Below are 16,944 nucleotides of genomic sequence, written 5' to 3'. Positions count from 1 at the left end.
TTAAAGATTATTTGGTAAGAAAATCAGTACCCCATAATTTTCAAATGTAAATGACCTGTCTTTCTATAGTTTTCTCAGTTAAAATGGAAAAATAAAATGGAAGGTAGGTCAGATGATGATTACAGTAATAGGTAGCATAAATATGGATTTAGTTGTACAAATGGGGGGTTTTCCAAAGCAGGGAGAAACGATCCTAGGTAAAGATTTTCAAACGATTCCAGGAGGAAAAGGGGCTAATCAGGCAATTGCTGCGGCACGTCTTGGAAGTGAAGTTACAATGATAGGCTGTGTAGGCTCCGATAGTTTTGGAGAAACATTACGCACTGTTTTACAGCAAGAGTATGTTCAAACTGAAGCTATTACAAGCGTATCTGCACCTACTGGGATTGCTAATATTTTAATCTACAATAACGATAACCGTATCATAGTAGTGCCTGGGGCAAATTATGAACTAATGCCTGCGCATATCGAGTCAGCGAAAGAAATCATTCAAAAAAGTCAGATGGTCATTATGCAGCTAGAAATCCCAATGGAAACGACTGCTTATGCAATAAAACTTTGTAAAGAAGCGAATATACCTGTTTTATTAAATCCAGCACCAGCGGCTAATTTTGATGTGCAATGGATGGAGGATATTACTTATATCACACCAAATGAAACGGAGTGTGCTGAAATTTTTGGTGATGATGTTGAGCAAGTGTTAGAAAAGTATCCTAATAAAATGATTATTACGCTAGGTAGTGACGGCGCACGCTATTTTGATGGTGAATATCCTATTCATGTTCCGGGCTATTTGACGAAAGTGGTAGATACAACAGGTGCAGGAGATACGTTTAACGGTGCACTCGCTTATGCTTTAGTAGAAGGGCAAACATTGGATCAGGCAGTGTATTTTGCAAATATTGCCGCTTCATTATCAGTAGAGAAATTCGGTGCACAAGGTGGAATGCCAACCCTTGGAGCGATTTACGCACGTATGGCGGGTGTTGAAGAATAAAGAGAAGACTAGCTCTATTATTATTTCTTTTAGTCTAAAATGAGTAATGATATCTGAGATAGCAGGTTTTAAAGTATAAGAATTATTACCTATTTGTGACGGTGCGATTTAAGTATATTGTCCTTTTTTGTCGCTATTTCTTAGTACTATGTATTAAAAAGAGAATAAATTCCTTTATAATAACTTTAGATACATATGAAAAGAGGTTTTGGGGATGACAAATATTGATAATGTGCCGATCGAATATACAGCCTCAGCGAATAATATTTTGCCACAGCTTGTTGATCATTTGCGACAATTACATGGCATTATTGTACAAAATACATATGTAAAAGATACAGCTAAACACTTAAATCGTATCATTCAAGATGCTAACAACGAAACGATGATTCTTATTGTTGGGAAAGAGCGTGTTGGGAAAACAACACTTGTAAATGGACTTTTAGGACGTCAAGTTTTGCCTGTTAGTGATCAGCAACCAACAGGGGTAAATACATTTTTGCGATACGGTGAACATGAAGAAATAAAGGCGTATTTTTTAGATGGTGTTGTAGCAATATTCGATATGAGCAAGCTAGAATTATTGACAACTAGCGATACTTTTGCATCTCAAATACTACGAGAACATTTAGATTACTTAGAAGTATATTTGAAAAACGATTTATTAAAATCAGTAACAATTATTGATTCTGTTTCATTGGAAGCTGGGGGAGGAGAAATGGCCTACTTCCCAGAAGCATTGATGAACCGTGTTGACGAAATCTTTTGGGTATTACGCTCAGGTTCAATGGCTATTTATCCTGAAATATTATTGATGGAAACTTTAAAAAACAAAGGTGTTGAGCCTCTTTGTGTCATCAATGCAATAGATTCAAATGAAAATACGCAGGCGTTTATGAATGCTGAGAGAGAACAAATTGGACATTTAATAAGTGATTTTGTTGCTATCTCCGCAAGAGAAGCGATTGAAGCTAAACAGACTAATAGTGATGAGCTTTGGGAGAAAAGTCAGTATGAGCAATTGATTTCAGAAATTCATCGAGTTGCAGAAAATAGTGATAAGAAAACGTATGGCATTTTAATTCGCTTCTTGCAATGGCTTGAACGATTCCGCTTCGAATTAACTGTTATTCCACAAAGAGATCCATTCCAATCTGCGGTTGAGAACATTGAAAAATATGCAGGCGATACACAATACGAATTTTCACGCTATCAACGTGATTTAGCGATTGTGACTGAATATGAGCAAGAATACGAGCAGGTTGCCAATGTATTTAAAAATGTTCAAACATTATACCTACTTTTACAAACCATTTCACAAAATGATTATTTACAAGATGAAATTGTGGAAAGTTTTACAGAAAAGGCTGTTTTTTATCAAAAAATGTTACGAGAATATCGTAATATGCATAGCGAATATATGCGTGAATATGATCGATTGGATGCCCAGCATAAAAAAATTCACGGAAAAGGTCTTATGAAGGCAATCTTTGGTCAGCATACACAAAATGGATTTTTCAAGGAACGAGTTAATAAGTTAAATGAGCAACAAGTTGTTTGTATTGCACAATTTGAAAAAGTGCAAGAAGCGGAGGCAATAATGCTTCAGTCCATTCATTCAATACAAAGCTATCTTATGGAAATAACGAAAAAACGTTTGGAACGTACTGAGCAAAAAGTGCGAGAGCTAAATCAACAACGTTCAAAGGAAAAGCGCCAATTACAGGTATACACAAATAAATTAAATGAATTTTCTTGTTTGATTGAGGCGCAGGGCTATATTAGAGAAAATATTCAACCATTTATAATGGACGAGCGAATGCCATTGAAAACTAAGGATATTGAAATGCTGAAAGAAACGATTAACAGTATTATGCGCATTGACCTGACAAATAATGGCCTACTTGCACGTAGTCAGATGAACAATAAAATGGAAAGTACTGCGATTCCTTTCGATGTTCAGAAAAAATATCCATTACATACACTAGCTTTAGCAGAAGTAGATGTAAAATCAAACGATATACCAGAAATACCGAAAAAATTAGATATTCAATATGAAGAAGAATAAACGTTAAAAGAAAATGTTCTAAAAGTAATTTAAACTTTTAGAACATTTTTTATGTATTTTATGGTTTTCGGTTATTAAGATACTTGAATCTACAAAAAATAAGCTACTAAGTTTCCGAGATAAATCTTTAGGAAACTTAGTAGCTTTTTGCAATGCGGGCTAATTAATTTTATGCTTCAGCATCTGGTGTAAATGAACGTGTCGCTAACTCAGCGTCAAGCATAAAGATTGCGTTAGAATCATTTTCTATACGTTCTATTTTACGAATTAACGTGTCGAATGTTGATTCTTCTTCTACTTGCTCGTCAATGAACCATTTTAAGAAAGCCATTGTCGCATGCTCGCGTTCATCTAAAGCGATATCCGATAAATGATAAATACGGCGAGTCACTTCTTTCTCATGTGAAAGGGCGGTTTTGAAGGCATGTAAAATAGACTCAAAATGATTATCTGGGCTGTCGAAGCCATGGATTGTTGCACGGTAGCCCATATCACTTAGGAAATTATAAAATTTCATCGCATGGAAGCGCTCTTCTTCAGCCTGTACTAAAAAGAAGTTGGCAAAGCCATCGTAATCTTGATCTGTGCAATACGCCGCCATCGCCATATAAGCATGCGCAGAGTAAAATTCAAAATTCATTTGTTCGTTTAGTGCTGTGTGTAGTTTTTCAGATAACATAAAAGTTTTCCTCCCTTTGCAGTAAATACCTTCTGCATTTCTTATAGTATACAGCGAAGAAGGGCAGTGTTGCAATTCAATTGATTTTAATTCTCAATTAGGAAATTTAATCAAATTCTTTTTTTAAACGCCAAATGACTTCTAAAAGATTGACAAATAAATTAATGAAATCTAAGTATAGATTTAAAGCCATGCCTACTACTTCAGCATCTGAAACGTGATTATGTCGGATTTGGTTAAAATCATAAACTGTATAAAGACTAAAAAGTAGTACAGTAATACCCGCAATAATCAATGCGACCATGTTGTTAACGGGGATAAACATAAAGACTAATGAAAATACAATTACGACAATTAGGACAGTGAACAAATAGCTTCCCCAATTTGAAATATCTTTATTCATCATCATACCAATCAGTGCTAGCACAATGAAAATAGCCACGGTTGCTACGAAAACAAGTAAAACAAGCTGTTGTCCTAGCTCAGCAATGTAAAACTGTGTTGTCCAAAATAATAATATTCCCATTAAAAAGGGGATTGTATACATAATGGAATTAGCAAGCTTCAGACTTCGCACAAAGCAGGCAATGATAAGAAGTACAATAGCAATAATGGATAGTGGCATGACAATCGCTGGGGGTAAAAATGTGGCTATGTACATTCCGACAACTGTCAATACCCACATAAAAGCAAAGTGTTTTAAAATTTTATTTAAGTTTTGGTTTTTAGCATACGCCATATAGAAGAATCCTTTCGTTTTGTAAAATAACTTTTATATTAACATACGAGTCAAATTAGAAAAAGATTCAACTATTGAAAAATTTGTATCATTATCATAAAGTTGGGTTAATTACCGTTCGGGAATTCCCTCGACTGGGTGCAGTATCCTCGATACTGAGATACAAACATACCTGGTCTTCGTTAAGACCAGGTAATATTTTTTTGGATTATTTTACATTTTTTCTTTGGTTTTTCACGCCAACTAAATAACCACCAAGGGCAATTCCAATTAAGACAACCCAGAAAATGGTCTTCCATAGTGTTGAGTGTGGAAATTCATGTGGAATTATACCTAGTTTTTCATGTGCTAATGTTAGAACAGCCAGTTTTACACCAACCCAACCAACGATTAAGAAGGCAGCTGTTTCAAGTGATGGAAATTGATCGAGAATTTTCACGAACCAACGAGCAGCAAAACGCATCATAATAACACCGATAATACCACCTAAAAACATCACTGCGAATTGCCCAGCATTTATGCCACCGACATCAAAATTTCCGATATGAGGTAGTGTAACTGCGATAGCAACAGCAGCTAAAATTGAATCTATGGCAAATGCAATGTCAGCAAACTCAACCTTCAATACAGTCATCCAGAAACCAGATTGTTTTTTAGGCTCCTGAATTTCCTCAGGATTTTGAGCGGCTTTCCGTGAATCGTAAATATGTTTACCAGACATGATTAATAAGTATGCGGCACCAAGAGCTTGAATTTGCCAGAAATTAACGAGCGTCGTAATAAGAAATAATGCAGCGAAGCGGAAAACAAATGCTCCCACTAAACCATATAGCAATGCTTTTTGTTGTTGATTTTTTGGTAAATGCTTAACCATAACGGCCATAACAACGGCATTATCGGCAGCCAATAAACCTTCCAGTACAATTAATACGACGAGGACCCACGCGTATTCTAGAAAAATTGCCTCCATATTTATTTCCTCCTTTAAACTTTGAACAGAAATGAATAAACTGCTTCTAACTTATTCTTTGCGTTTTTAGGCAAAATAAAAAGACCCATGCCTAAAAAATAGGCAAAGGTCTTGCTAAGCTAATTAATTGGTTGTTGTACAGAATATATGTACGCCAAGATATGCCTTCACACCCGATGGTAAATAACCATGTAATGACGAATGTGAAATCAGATGCTTTGTTCACATCTGCTAGCTACTCCCCTTTGACATAATTGTCAAAAGCTATTCAATTCTTTATATTTGAATTATAGCATGCTAATAGTCAATTGCAAATCAAAATGTGAAGTTATGTAAAGTTTTTGATGATTGTTGTCAGGAAAAGCTTTTTTACATGATTTTTGAGGGCTGGATAAAAATAAGCATTCAATATGAAAATAACTATTAAGACAATATCAGGATATTTCATATTTTGATCGGAGTGGAGACTGGACGACTCCTTCGTGATCAACATCGTATTGGCCTGAGACCCTGCAGCGAAGATGATGGTTTTCTGTGCGAAAGCGTAGTGCTAACGTAGCGGCAGCAAATGGGTTTTGTCGATGCGAAAGCGTAGCGGCAGCAACAGGGGTTATCTGTGCGAAAGCGCAGCGACAGCAACAACAACAACAACAACAACAGCGACAGCGGCTCATCGGACGTCCCCAGGAAAGCGCCCAGTCAGAATGGAAATCAACCACACGTTATGATGAGCACAACCTTTGATGATAGCCGATAAATTGGAATGTGAAAATGAATAAATAAAGTCTTATTAATATTTAATCAATATAATTAAAATATCCTCTCAAATAGTTATGTACATTTGAGGGGATATTTTTAGATTATTCATTAATAGTTCCTGTAAATGTTTTACGACCAGAATTTAGTTGGTTAACGTCTATTTCTAATTTACTAATAGAGTTAGGTGTTAATGGGATCTTCCCATCCTTCTCTAATTTTTTCCATACTTTCACATTTTTTCGATATAGATGTTCAGAAAGGCGATAAATATCAATATCTTGCGCTAATGCTTCTTTATACGTTGTTCTAATTTCTTTCTTCACTTCTTTTATAATCTTTTTTCTTATTTCATCTTCTGAAACATTCGTTTTGAAACCATTTATAGTTGCGTTTATTTTTACATAGACATCAAATGTTACTTGATCATTTTTAACATGTGGTTTAATATTTACCTTTATTTTTTCCAATGTTGCCGTTAAATAATCTGTTTCGTTACCATCTAACGTAAAGGTTACTTCACCTCTGTGTGTTCTATTATGCATCCATTGCATGCCTCTTGCAGCATCATTCTTAATAAAGCCTTTAAATCCACTTTTAGAAAGTACCCCGACACCTGATAAGGTAGTATCCTGACCATGTCGCTCTGCAGTTTCCCAGTTTTTATTGATCGTTACATAAGGGATACCAATTTCGTGGTTTGGTTCATTTAAACCAATAACTAAATTTCGGAAATTAACGGGCTCGACGAATGTTTCTTGATCATCTGTATCTAAAGGAGTACTAAGCTTTGATAATATAAGAGATTTATTCAAAAGCGGTGTTATAAGAAGGATGTCTTTTATAGGTTCTTGTGTACAATAGGTCCATATTTGATACCTTGTTTCTCTATAACGCAACAAAGTATCTATAACGGGAAGGGCATTTTTATCTTTCATCGCTTCCTCGGAGAAAATAATGTATGTCATATGTCCCCAAAAAACTTTTTGGTCGATGGATCGAAATAATTTGAAAAGTGCTTCTTCCATTGTTTTTCCCTTAGATTGTCCAACTTCTGCCTGTACTGTTTGAGGATTAGGATACTCAGATTTTGCAACATTGGAAAAGTTAATTAATTGCAAGTATATTTCATACTGACCATCTTTATAATCAATACCAAGTCCATCTACATAATACATTCTTTGGGCTTCAGTAACATCCCAACATCCAGCCAGAAGCAGTGAAGTAGCTAAGCTTGAAAGTAAAATAATTTTTTTCTTCATTGCTTCTTCCCGCTTTTAGAGGTACGAGTGTTATCTTGAGGTGCAAGTGCTTTATTACGTTCAGTGTATCCTTTGGGTGATAAGCGGAAGATCGATTTTTTAATAGTTTTCCAATTTAAATCTGTTGCAAGATTCATGTAAGAGTAACCGTAGATCCGGATATTACATAAGTAAAGAAGTGTAAAGAAAAGTGAGATGAAAAATCCAAATAAACCAAGGAAAGCACTGGCAAGAATGAAAGTAATACGCAATATACTGATGGTTGTTACAAGAGATTGGTTCACAAGAGTAAATGATGCAATTGTAGAGATCGCAATAACCACAATCATTTCTGGACTTGTAACACCTGCACGAATGGCTGCATCACCAATAATTAAACCTCCAACAACACTTATCGTACCTCCAATAACAGAAGGCAAACGTAAGCCAGCTTCTCGAAACAATTCAAACATTAGTAGCATTATTAGCATTTCGAGAGAGGAGGGGAGAGGTAGGCCAGTTTTTGCTTGGACGACTGTTGCTAAAAGCTGGAATGGTAGTTGGTTTTGATGATAAGTCGTCAGAGAGAGCCAAAATGCAGGCAACAGCAAACCGATTAAAATGCCAAAAATCCTTAAAAGTCGTTCTATAGAACTAAAAATGATGGGATATTCATTATCCTCAGCGGATTTTAATAATAAAAATAAATTTACAGGTGTGATGACGCCATATGCTACACCATCGACAAAAATGAGAAAACGTCCACTAATTAGAGCTTGAATAGCATAATCGGGTCGTCCCGTGTAATCGAATTTTGGGAAAAGCTTGGAGTTTTTATTGATTCGCTCCATTAACACATCCCCACTAAAGACAATATCTGTATCTACAGCTGCCAGTTGTTTTTTAATTCCGTGTAAAATATCCATATCGACAATATCGTCAAAATAAAGAATTGCCACGGTTGTTTTTGAACGTTTTCCTAACTCCACTTTTTCTACACAAAATGAATTCGTAGGTAAACGTTTCCGCAAAAGTGCAATGTTGACGCGAATGTCTTCAATAAAGTTATCCCTTGGCCCCTTAACGAGAACTTCCATCCTCGTTTCTTCAGGATTTCGATTAGGCTTTTTAGCAATATTACTAGCATATAATAGTTCTTCCTCTTCAAAATAAAGCAATAGGAAACCAGTATATACAAAGGTAATGGCTTCTTCTTTATCCTTTATTTTTTGAAGAGTTGGGATATGAAGTTGATTTGTAATATTTTCTTCTAAAGTTGTATCAGCTAAATGGTCATAAAGAAATTGAATGCGCCGAATAATGACTTCATTAAGCAGTTGCTGGTCTATCATCGCATCACAGGTAATGAATTGAACCTTTTTTTGATTAAATGTATATTCCTGAAATTGAATATCTGCTGATTTTTGAAATAGTTTTTTTAAGGTGTTTAGGTCTATCGCCTTCTCCTGCTGAGGCATTATGATTCACCACTTTCCATTTCTTGTTTTTCAGATTTTCCTTTCTTAGAAGACTTACCTGAAAAGAACGCTACTAGTACGAAAAAAATTGACAGAAGAAAAAAGAAAATAAAAGTAACTGTTAATATATAGTTCCCTTTCACCTTTAAAAATATGTTTTCATTTAAAATAATTAGCGGTAGACAAAGTAGAAAAAAGGGTGGAGCTAGCATTTTCCAAATTTGCTTCGGATCCCCGGACATTTTCAATAAATCCGCTATAACATATAAGAGGAAGCTAACTCGTATAAACGTACCAGTAAGCCATTGGTATATTGAGAAAAAGTCAAGATGCTCAATATAGCGACCAATTGATACTAGTCCCCATTCCTCATACGCAGGATATCTTTGCTTTGCGGCTTCGGATGGACCAAATTCTGCAATTGCTCCCATGAGTGGACCTAAAGTAAGCCCCATTAAAATGAAAAGTATGATGCCAAAATGATACCAACGAAGGCGCTCTTTAAATTGGTGCTGTAAAAATAACAGTATTATTAATTCAATAAATCCTGATGCCGGGTAAATCATCCCTTTTATAACGGGTTGGAATCCATGCTCAAAAAATGGACGCAATAACTCGTACTCTTTTACCTGTATGTTTGTAAAAGCTACAAAAAAACCAAAGACTATTACACCGAATAATACAAAGACATTTAAAATAACCATGGTTTGTAAGCTTGTTGTCACAAGTAAAATACAAAGAATTGTATAAATGAATAATAATATAATGGACGGTGTTTCAGGTAAAAACGTTGTGTTTACCCATTGCAATGTTTCAACCATCGTAAAAGCAGCAAGAACGAGTAAATAAATAACGATTATATAAATGACAATTGTAGAGCCAATTTTTCCAATTTTCCCATCTAACCAGTCTCTAATAGGTTCCTGATTCGTCTTTTTCTGTATATAAACTAAAAGAAATAGCCAGAAGAACATAATAAATGCGGCCATTATTACAGATACCCAACCATCTCTCCCTCCAACGTCGAGTAGTGGGGGAATAATTGTCACGTGATTTTTTAAACCAATAACAGTCATAGATAAGAAAACAACATGTAAAATACTAATTGTTCCTACGCCTTTCATATAAAAACCCTCTAACGTTAATTGATACACTTTAGCTTAGACAAAAAGTGAGAGGATTATAAGCGTGACAAACTACTCAGAAAAGAAGAATTTTAACTTCTTTCAGTAAGTGTTTTGGTAGCGAAAGCAAAGCGACAGATACAGAAGTCTCTTACCTCTATAGATGCTAAGTTGAATGCGGGTTTAAGTTACTTTTCAGCTGGTGTCCAAACATTCACTGAAAAGAGGAATTCAGGCTAAGAACTTCACATCCTGTGAAAACGCCCGAGTGATCAACTTCGTGCTGTTGCCGCTGCCGCTTCGCTTTCGCGCAAAAAACAACTGCCGCTGCCGCTTCGCTTTCGCGCAAAAAACAACTGCCGCTGCCGCTTCGCTTTCGCGCAAAAAACAACTGCCGCTGTCGCTTCGCTTTCGCGCAAAAAACACTTGTTAGGCCAAAGCACAAGGCCGATTCCGGACGCAATTATGCCGAAGCATAATTGATCAGAAAAACACGAGGTATTTGACGGCTGAATTGTCAAATACCTCGTGTTTTAAAATTATATTCTAACGGACAGTTTTTCTCCCATCATAAAGAAGTGGGGTGAGAGAAAAACTGCCCGGAAAAGCCCGATTTGTGAAGACTAATAATCCGTGGGGGTATAGAAAACCCACACGGATTAAATTTTCACTTTATTGCAAATGATTAATGAATATAATTAGAGCTTACAAGATCATTTTTTAGGACGTCGGTTGGGATTTCGAATTCCAGTACACCCATATAGCCAGGTGCTACTTCATATTTATCGAAGGAGATTACAAGTTTTCCTTTATCAGAAATATAAAATTGCTGGTCTGCCTTAATAGCTGTAAAGCCATCAATAACCTCGTCATCAGGAAGACCTCCGCCTTTTACCCAGTAAACCTTATCTGAGTCGGAAGCAGCTTGTTTACGCATCTGTTCAATAATGTTTTCGCTGATAGTTTTTGTATAACTATCGTCTTTAAACAGCATTGGCAGTGTAATTAAAATTTCATTTTGTTTATCAATTGTATCGTAGTGCATAGTTGTAGAAGATGATCCAACTGTATTGACAGTGTAACGACCAATTGACAAGATTTGGTCATTATCTGTTTTTACGTCGTAGCCACTATCTACGCCTAAATGGCCTCCACCGTTAGCCTTTAAATCACCAACTTCGGCAATAAAGTCGTTATAAAGAGCTTTACCTTCTGAACGGTATTTTTCATTTAAAGTATTAGCAAGATCTTTATTTTCTAGGTTTTCGATTGCAGGTACTTTAATGTCTGCATCATATGTCTCTTCTTTTACTTCATATTCAGTCCAAGTTAGGACTTTTACGACACTACCAACAACAGGAATATCTGAAAGTGTTCGTGCCATTGCAGGACTGACATTTAAACCAGCTGTAAAAAGCATTGCAGCCGCCGCAGATCCAAGTAACCATTGTGGTGCTCGTTTTTTTCTTTTCTTTTTACCTTGTTTTAATGCGTTTTCAACCACAAAATCAAGCTCCTTTGGAATAGATACCTCATTATATTGCTTTTCTAGTTCTTTTAATTTTTCATCCATGTGCTGTTTCTCCCTTCACATCTTCCAACTGTATCTTCAATAGTTTTAACGCTTTATAAAGACGTGATTTAGCGGTACTCAGCTTAATGTTAAGGATATCTGCAACATCAGCTAACTTTAAATCTTCAAAATAATGTAAAATAACAACTTCTCGATACATTACTGGTAAGTCATCTAACGCATGCTCTAAGTCAACGTTTTCGTAGACATCCTCTTGTGCAGGTGTTAAATATTGCAATGTATCATCGTCTGTTACCTGTAAGCGTTTATGTTTACGTAAAAAATCTATAGATGTACGTACGACGATTTTGTAAAACCAGCTTTTCATATATTCGACATTTTCTAGTCGATCGAGAGAAAGCATTGCTTTTTGAATACTGTCTTGTACAACATCAAGTGCGTCCTGTTCATTTTTCGTATAGCTATACGCGAGCAAATAAAAACGCTCTTTCTGTTCGCGAATTAACTGGACAAACACCTCTTCATGTTGAAATGCATTTCTTGTTTTCATGTCCAAAGAAGCTCCTTTATAAACATTTTCAAATTGTATACAACTACTAGACGTGTGAAATGGGGAAAAAAGTTGATACCATAAAAAAACTTATCTTATTTAGTTAATGTCAAAGGTGAAAGATGGTAATTCATCCTGCATTAACTGTCCGTAAAAACCTGACAGTGAAGACTAAAAATCAGTGGGGATGAAGAAAACCTCCGTAGATTAAAGTTTCACTTTACCGTCCATTTTATTTTGGTGAAAAATCATAGCAAATTATAAACCTTTTGCTATTGCTTAGAAAGGGGAAAGAAACAATTGGTTACAATTGGAAATAATATTGCGCGGGTGTTATTTGGAGCAGGAGGAAGAGAGGAAAGGCTAAAAGGAAGTAACATATTCAAATCTATACATAAATCAAGAATTGACTATTCGGTTTGTAAAGTAGTGTCACACTAAAACAACAAAACCAAATTAAGCGGTGCAATCAATATAATTGCACCGCTTAATTTGGTTTTTAAAAATATAAAAAATCAATCATGAAAAATAGTCATATGTATTTTTCAAAAGTAATAGAATTGTCACAACGATAAATAAATTACGTACATACCCGCTGCCACGCTTAATGGCAAATTTAGAGCCAACAATAGCTCCAGCAATTTGTGCAAGTCCCATCGGTAAACCATAGGCATAATTTATTTGCCCTAAGTATATAAACATAAGAAGGGCAGCGATATTACTTCCGAAATTTAAAAACTTGGCATTTCCTGCTGATTTTAAAAAGTCAAAGCCAACTATTAAAAAGGCAAATAGTAGAAACGAGCCTGTCCCTGGTCCTAAAAAGCCATCATAGAAGCCGATTAAAGTAATAATCACTACGAAAAGTGCGTAATGCTTAGGTGTTAATTTTTTATAGGTAGAAATGCTACCCCAGTCTTTTTTGAAAATAGTATAAACAGCCACAGCTGCTAGCATGACAAGCATAAGCGGCTTTAGGACGCTCGGGTCCATAAGATGGACAATCCATGCACCAATCATGGAACCTATAAACACAAAAGGGAACAATTTATAAACGGCTTTAATGTCCAATTTTCCAGAGCGATAAAATGTTATGGTGCTCGTTAATGACCCCATAGTGCCCGCTAACTTATTGGTAGCCACGGCTGCAGATGGTGGAAGACCAACAAACATAAGAGCGGGTAATGAAATAAGTCCGCCGCCTCCTACAACAGAATCAATGAATGCGGCTAGAAAGCCAAAAAAGATAAGAATAAGTAAAATGTTTACATCTAAATCAAAAGGCACAGTGGTCATCTCTTTTCTATAATAATAATCTGATAGTAGCGAAATGAAACCTGACTGTAAATAGCTTAAATAGTATTTCTCTATTAATTTTGAGAATTACATATTTTTAAATATTTTCGAATTCTACAAAAATCAAAAATATTCTACTTTGTGTATATATTTTAATGTATTATGTAGGTAATGATGTTTTTTGCGTAAAGGGGACGTGATAGCATTTGAGTTTAGGGAATCATGTAAGAGTATTTATTTGTGTTGTGTTTATGGGGCTACTTGTCGGATTTGTATATAATGCCAAAAAAGATATAACTGATAATGAATATATCGATACAGTAAAAGAAGGATATTTGGGGAATTTTTCAGATGTTTCTGTTCGTAATGCATTTAATTACGCATTTTTTGAACCGTACTGGCGATATTACCAAGCAAAAACAGGTGAGCATGTTGTCGAATTATCAGGTGATATTACATTTGAAGGTGAGAAAGGGCATGCTATTTTACAGTTCGTAGTGGATGAACAAACAAAGAAATTTACTGCCTATGCGATGAAATTTAATGATGTTGTATTGAGTCCCGTACAAAACCGGTTGCTTATTGGCATGGTTTATGAAACATGGCATTCAAAGCGGCTCGCCTATGAGTAAGGTTTTTTACTTTGTAAAAAGTTCTTCCTATATTACAGTAGAGGGGAGTGTTTAGACAGAGAGGGTGTTTTCAATGAGATTAAGTATTTTAGATCAAATGCCTATTCCAAAAAATCATACTGCTGAGGAAGCCTTTCAGCGTACAGAACAAATAGCGCTTTTAGGTGAAGAGCTTGGCTATCATCGTATGTGGTTAGCAGAGCACCATAATAGTCATTCACTGGCAAGTTCAGCTCCCGAAGTTACAGCTGCCTTCTTAGCAGCGAAAACAAATCGTCTTCGTATCGGTACGGGAGGCGTTATGATGATGCACTATTCTCCATATAAATTGGCAGAGGTTTTTAAAACATTAAGTGGCTTGGCACCGAATCGTATAGATTTTGGCGTCGGCAGAGCCCCTGGTGGTGACCATGCCTCTATTTATGCGCTAGCAGAGGGAAGAAGACAACGTTTTACTGAGCAATACGATAAGCTCGAAATAATTTTAAAACTGATGAATAATCAAAAAACAGGTGAAGATGTCTATGATCAAGTGATAGCGGCACCAGTTAATATCCAATTACCTGAGGCTTGGTTACTTGGGTCTAGTGGTCAAAGTGCTATGCAGGCAGGGCGATTAGGTGTGGGTTATTCATATGCGCAGTTTTTCACTGGCAATATGTCAAAGGATATATTTGATACGTATAGGGATTACTTTATACCTTCCTATTACATGGAGAAACCACAAATTATCGTTACCTATGCGGCGACAGTTGCGGATACGCTAGAGGAAGCGGAATATTTGGCAAAGCCGATTGATATTACACGTCTTCATCTCATGAAAGGACAAATCATTCAAGCGATGTCGCCTGAGGAAGCAAAAGATTATCCACTTACGGAGTTGGATAAAATGACAATTGCCAATAATCGAAAAGCCAATCTTGTCGGAACTCCTAAGGAAATCGCTGAATTTTTAGTAGCAGAGCAAGAGCATTATGGATTTAACGAAGTGATGCTAAACTGCAATCAATACGCACTAGAAAGTCGCATGAATACTTATAAGCTAATTGCAAAGGAATTAATAGGAAATACACAGCTTTAGCGGAGGAGTACTTACGCAAAAGCTACTATACAATAAGAAAAGCTTCAAATTTGCTAGCAAAAAAACGCTATAAATCTTGTAAAAAGATGCACAGCAAATAATCAAGAAAAACCGAGTTGTATTCATGTGGTGGTAGAAATATAAATAAATATTAGAAAAAAAAAGCGATGTTCAGAACGAGAACATCGCTTTTTTAATATAAACTTATTTGCTTCCGAAGACTTTGTGTAGGTCTTTAAAGAAATTCATGATTTTATGAATATCAAAATACGTTTTAATGTTTTAAAGAGGTTTAGTAGTTTGTCCGTGCTATAATGATAGTAATAAAAAAGAGGTGATCTCTGATGAATCGAAAAGCAATACGAAGAATTCCGTTAGAAAATTTTTTGATTTAAAGGTTGATTTTGCCTTCAAGTAATTGTTCGGTAGTGAAAAAATAAAAATCAATTTCGCCTTGGCGTAATTGCGTCCGGATTTTGAATTGTGCGAGCACAATTCACTCCTTTCAAAATCCGTGACATCCGCCGGAGGCATTATCTTCATTCAGTAGGGGTTTGGATACACCCTGAAAAGGAATCACATTTGTATTCAGCTCACCACTTTACAGAGGGTGAGCTTCTACTGAATGAAGATAATTACTATTGTCTTTTTGAATGCTGTTTTAAAGCTTACTGGACGAGATACTATTAAAGAAGTAACATTTATTCAGCATGAATTGGGTGGTGAATATCAGGACGATAAACAATCTCGGCTTGATATTCTTGTAAAAACACAAAATGGTGACTTTATCAATGTGGAAATTCAACTATCCAATCAGCAAGATATGACAAAGAGAACGCTATATTATTGGTCAAAAATGTATGAGTCACAGCTAGTTCGAGGGATGGGCTACAGTGAGTTACGCCCAACCATTACGATCAATATTTGTAATTTTACGATGTTTAGAGATAATAAAGCTTATCATAGTACGTATCATCTTCGTGAAGACACAACATTATCGAGGTTAATGCCAGAAGAAGATGTGCTGGAAATTCATTTTATCGAGATCAATAAGTTTATTACTTTTTGGCATGAAGAAAAGCTGGATGCTCTTGATAACATATTAACTTCTTTCAGCGGATGATCAAACATCCGCTGAAAGAAGTTAAAGCCTCCGGCGGATGTCACGGAATCGGAAAGGAGTTCTTTGTGTAAGCACAAATCCGATTCCGGACGCAATTATGCCGAGGCATAATTGATATAGATGGCTGTTATTACTTGGTATGGTCGACGGTCGCAAAAAGAAAGTTTATGCGGATATATATCGTGAATTGGAGGAGTTAGCGATGAAAGATGAAAACTTACGTGCAGCATTTGATACATGGGAAGAAATCAGTCAATCCCCTGAATCTATTCTTGCTTACCAGTCTCGCTTAAAGTATATCCTAGATGAAGAAGCTCGCTATATTGATGGAATCAATAAGGGAAGAGAACAAGGGAAAGCAGAGGGGATGAAAGAAGGGCTGGAACAAGGACTGGAAAAAGGACTGGAAAAAGGACTAAAGCAAGGATTAGAGCAAGGATTAGAACAAGGACGTAAACAAGAGCAAATAGGGTTAGTGAAAAAACTATTAAAACGTCATGAACCGATTGAAGAAATCATGGATTTATTAGGTTTATCGAGAGAAGAAATTGAAAGAATAAAAAGTCTAAATTTACATCAGGAATAAGAAGAAGCAACAGATAAAGCTTAACAGAACATTTATTGTTAAAGTAAAAATATCATAAATCCTATAAAAAATGTCCAATGCAGATGTATG

General features: G+C 35.8%; 17 protein-coding genes. 7 read left to right on the top strand and 10 right to left on the bottom strand.

The genetic code is table 11. From position 1 onward, the window contains the following. The first annotated feature begins 115 nt into the window (after nt 1-115). Nucleotides 116-997, top strand: a complete 882-nt coding sequence (gene rbsK, locus AC1DCY_RS02695) for a ribokinase (RefSeq protein ID WP_477347432.1) — start codon at nt 116-118, stop codon at nt 995-997. A gap of 214 nt (nt 998-1,211) precedes the next feature. Then, nucleotides 1,212-3,065: a dynamin family protein gene (locus tag AC1DCY_RS02690; RefSeq protein ID WP_477347214.1), complete on the top strand. Its 1,854-nt coding sequence runs from the start codon at nt 1,212-1,214 to the stop codon at nt 3,063-3,065. A gap of 169 nt (nt 3,066-3,234) precedes the next feature. Here the strand turns inward: AC1DCY_RS02690 and AC1DCY_RS02685 are convergent, their stop codons facing one another. The 3 genes from AC1DCY_RS02685 to AC1DCY_RS02675 form a co-directional block, all read right to left on the bottom strand. Continuing rightward, entirely contained in the window at nt 3,235-3,744 is a 510-nt protein-coding gene (locus AC1DCY_RS02685) for a ferritin (protein ID WP_376070937.1), read from the bottom strand. 106 nt (nt 3,745-3,850) lie between these two features. After that, nucleotides 3,851-4,483, bottom strand: a complete 633-nt coding sequence (locus AC1DCY_RS02680) for a Bax inhibitor-1/YccA family protein (protein WP_477347211.1) — start codon at nt 4,481-4,483, stop codon at nt 3,851-3,853. A 208-nt stretch (nt 4,484-4,691) separates the two neighbouring features. Continuing rightward, nucleotides 4,692-5,453: a TerC family protein gene (locus AC1DCY_RS02675; RefSeq protein WP_477347209.1), complete on the bottom strand. Its 762-nt coding sequence runs from the start codon at nt 5,451-5,453 to the stop codon at nt 4,692-4,694. Between the two features lie 534 nt (nt 5,454-5,987). Here AC1DCY_RS02675 and AC1DCY_RS02670 point away from each other — a divergent pair. Next, nucleotides 5,988-6,197, top strand: a complete 210-nt coding sequence (locus AC1DCY_RS02670) for a hypothetical protein (protein WP_477347207.1) — start codon at nt 5,988-5,990, stop codon at nt 6,195-6,197. A gap of 116 nt (nt 6,198-6,313) precedes the next feature. Here the strand turns inward: AC1DCY_RS02670 and AC1DCY_RS02665 are convergent, their stop codons facing one another. The 7 genes from AC1DCY_RS02665 to AC1DCY_RS02635 form a co-directional block, all read right to left on the bottom strand. Next, complete coding sequence (locus AC1DCY_RS02665) at nt 6,314-7,471, bottom strand: Ger(x)C family spore germination protein (protein ID WP_477347205.1); 1,158 nt, start codon at nt 7,469-7,471, stop codon at nt 6,314-6,316. Beyond that, entirely contained in the window at nt 7,468-8,928 is a 1,461-nt protein-coding gene (locus AC1DCY_RS02660; RefSeq protein WP_477347203.1) for a spore germination protein, read from the bottom strand. The genes AC1DCY_RS02665 and AC1DCY_RS02660 overlap by 4 nt, the downstream gene beginning before the upstream one ends. Further along, nucleotides 8,928-10,052: an endospore germination permease gene (locus AC1DCY_RS02655; RefSeq protein WP_477347202.1), complete on the bottom strand. Its 1,125-nt coding sequence runs from the start codon at nt 10,050-10,052 to the stop codon at nt 8,928-8,930. Before AC1DCY_RS02655 ends, AC1DCY_RS02660 begins: the two co-directional genes overlap by 1 nt. Nucleotides 10,053-10,324: 272 nt before the next feature. Next, nucleotides 10,325-10,495, bottom strand: coding sequence for a hypothetical protein (locus AC1DCY_RS02650; RefSeq protein WP_477347200.1), 171 nt, complete (start codon nt 10,493-10,495; stop codon nt 10,325-10,327). Nucleotides 10,496-10,737: 242 nt separating this feature from the next. Further along, nucleotides 10,738-11,625, bottom strand: a complete 888-nt coding sequence (rsiV, locus tag AC1DCY_RS02645) for an anti-sigma-V factor RsiV (protein ID WP_477347199.1) — start codon at nt 11,623-11,625, stop codon at nt 10,738-10,740. Next, nucleotides 11,618-12,136 (bottom strand): sigma-70 family RNA polymerase sigma factor, encoded by a 519-nt coding sequence (locus AC1DCY_RS02640; protein ID WP_477347197.1) that lies wholly within the window; start codon nt 12,134-12,136, stop codon nt 11,618-11,620. The genes rsiV and AC1DCY_RS02640 overlap by 8 nt, the downstream gene beginning before the upstream one ends. A 519-nt stretch (nt 12,137-12,655) precedes the next feature. After that, nucleotides 12,656-13,423, bottom strand: coding sequence for a TSUP family transporter (locus tag AC1DCY_RS02635; RefSeq protein ID WP_477347195.1), 768 nt, complete (start codon nt 13,421-13,423; stop codon nt 12,656-12,658). A 215-nt stretch (nt 13,424-13,638) separates the two neighbouring features. Here AC1DCY_RS02635 and AC1DCY_RS02630 point away from each other — a divergent pair, with 215 nt between their 5' ends. The 4 genes from AC1DCY_RS02630 to AC1DCY_RS02615 all read left to right on the top strand — a co-directional run bounded on the left by AC1DCY_RS02630 (nt 13,639) and on the right by AC1DCY_RS02615 (nt 16,854). Next, nucleotides 13,639-14,064, top strand: coding sequence for a hypothetical protein (locus tag AC1DCY_RS02630; protein ID WP_477347193.1), 426 nt, complete (start codon nt 13,639-13,641; stop codon nt 14,062-14,064). A gap of 73 nt (nt 14,065-14,137) precedes the next feature. Then, nucleotides 14,138-15,145, top strand: coding sequence for an LLM class flavin-dependent oxidoreductase (locus AC1DCY_RS02625; RefSeq protein ID WP_477347191.1), 1,008 nt, complete (start codon nt 14,138-14,140; stop codon nt 15,143-15,145). A gap of 625 nt (nt 15,146-15,770) precedes the next feature. Beyond that, on the top strand, nt 15,771-16,268 hold the full coding sequence (locus AC1DCY_RS02620; RefSeq protein ID WP_477347189.1) for an Rpn family recombination-promoting nuclease/putative transposase: 498 nt from the start codon (nt 15,771-15,773) through the stop codon (nt 16,266-16,268). 202 nt (nt 16,269-16,470) lie between these two features. Then, complete coding sequence (locus AC1DCY_RS02615; RefSeq protein WP_477347187.1) at nt 16,471-16,854, top strand: hypothetical protein; 384 nt, start codon at nt 16,471-16,473, stop codon at nt 16,852-16,854. Nucleotides 16,855-16,944 lie beyond the last annotated feature (90 nt).

It is taken from the genome of Lysinibacillus sp. 10T31, assembly GCF_056394365.1.
This window is presented reverse-complemented; position numbering and strand designations above follow the sequence as displayed.

Bases quoted from the DNA above. Each gene is read 5' to 3' on its own strand.
- AC1DCY_RS02625 (WP_477347191.1), top strand. From the start codon at position 14,138: ATGAGATTAAGTATTTTAGATCAAATGCCTATTCCAAAAAATCATACT.
- AC1DCY_RS02660 (WP_477347203.1), bottom strand. From the start codon at position 8,928: ATGCCTCAGCAGGAGAAGGCGATAGACCTAAACACCTTAAAAAAACTA.
- AC1DCY_RS02685 (WP_376070937.1), bottom strand. From the start codon at position 3,744: ATGTTATCTGAAAAACTACACACAGCACTAAACGAACAAATGAATTTT.
- AC1DCY_RS02620 (WP_477347189.1), top strand. From the start codon at position 15,771: ATGAAGATAATTACTATTGTCTTTTTGAATGCTGTTTTAAAGCTTACT.
- AC1DCY_RS02680 (WP_477347211.1), bottom strand. From the start codon at position 4,483: ATGGCGTATGCTAAAAACCAAAACTTAAATAAAATTTTAAAACACTTT.
- AC1DCY_RS02665 (WP_477347205.1), bottom strand. From the start codon at position 7,471: ATGAAGAAAAAAATTATTTTACTTTCAAGCTTAGCTACTTCACTGCTT.
- AC1DCY_RS02690 (WP_477347214.1), top strand. From the start codon at position 1,212: ATGACAAATATTGATAATGTGCCGATCGAATATACAGCCTCAGCGAAT.
- rsiV (WP_477347199.1), bottom strand. From the start codon at position 11,625: ATGGATGAAAAATTAAAAGAACTAGAAAAGCAATATAATGAGGTATCT.
- AC1DCY_RS02655 (WP_477347202.1), bottom strand. From the start codon at position 10,052: ATGAAAGGCGTAGGAACAATTAGTATTTTACATGTTGTTTTCTTATCT.
- rbsK (WP_477347432.1), top strand. From the start codon at position 116: ATGATTACAGTAATAGGTAGCATAAATATGGATTTAGTTGTACAAATG.
- AC1DCY_RS02675 (WP_477347209.1), bottom strand. From the start codon at position 5,453: ATGGAGGCAATTTTTCTAGAATACGCGTGGGTCCTCGTCGTATTAATT.
- AC1DCY_RS02640 (WP_477347197.1), bottom strand. From the start codon at position 12,136: ATGAAAACAAGAAATGCATTTCAACATGAAGAGGTGTTTGTCCAGTTA.
- AC1DCY_RS02615 (WP_477347187.1), top strand. From the start codon at position 16,471: ATGAAAGATGAAAACTTACGTGCAGCATTTGATACATGGGAAGAAATC.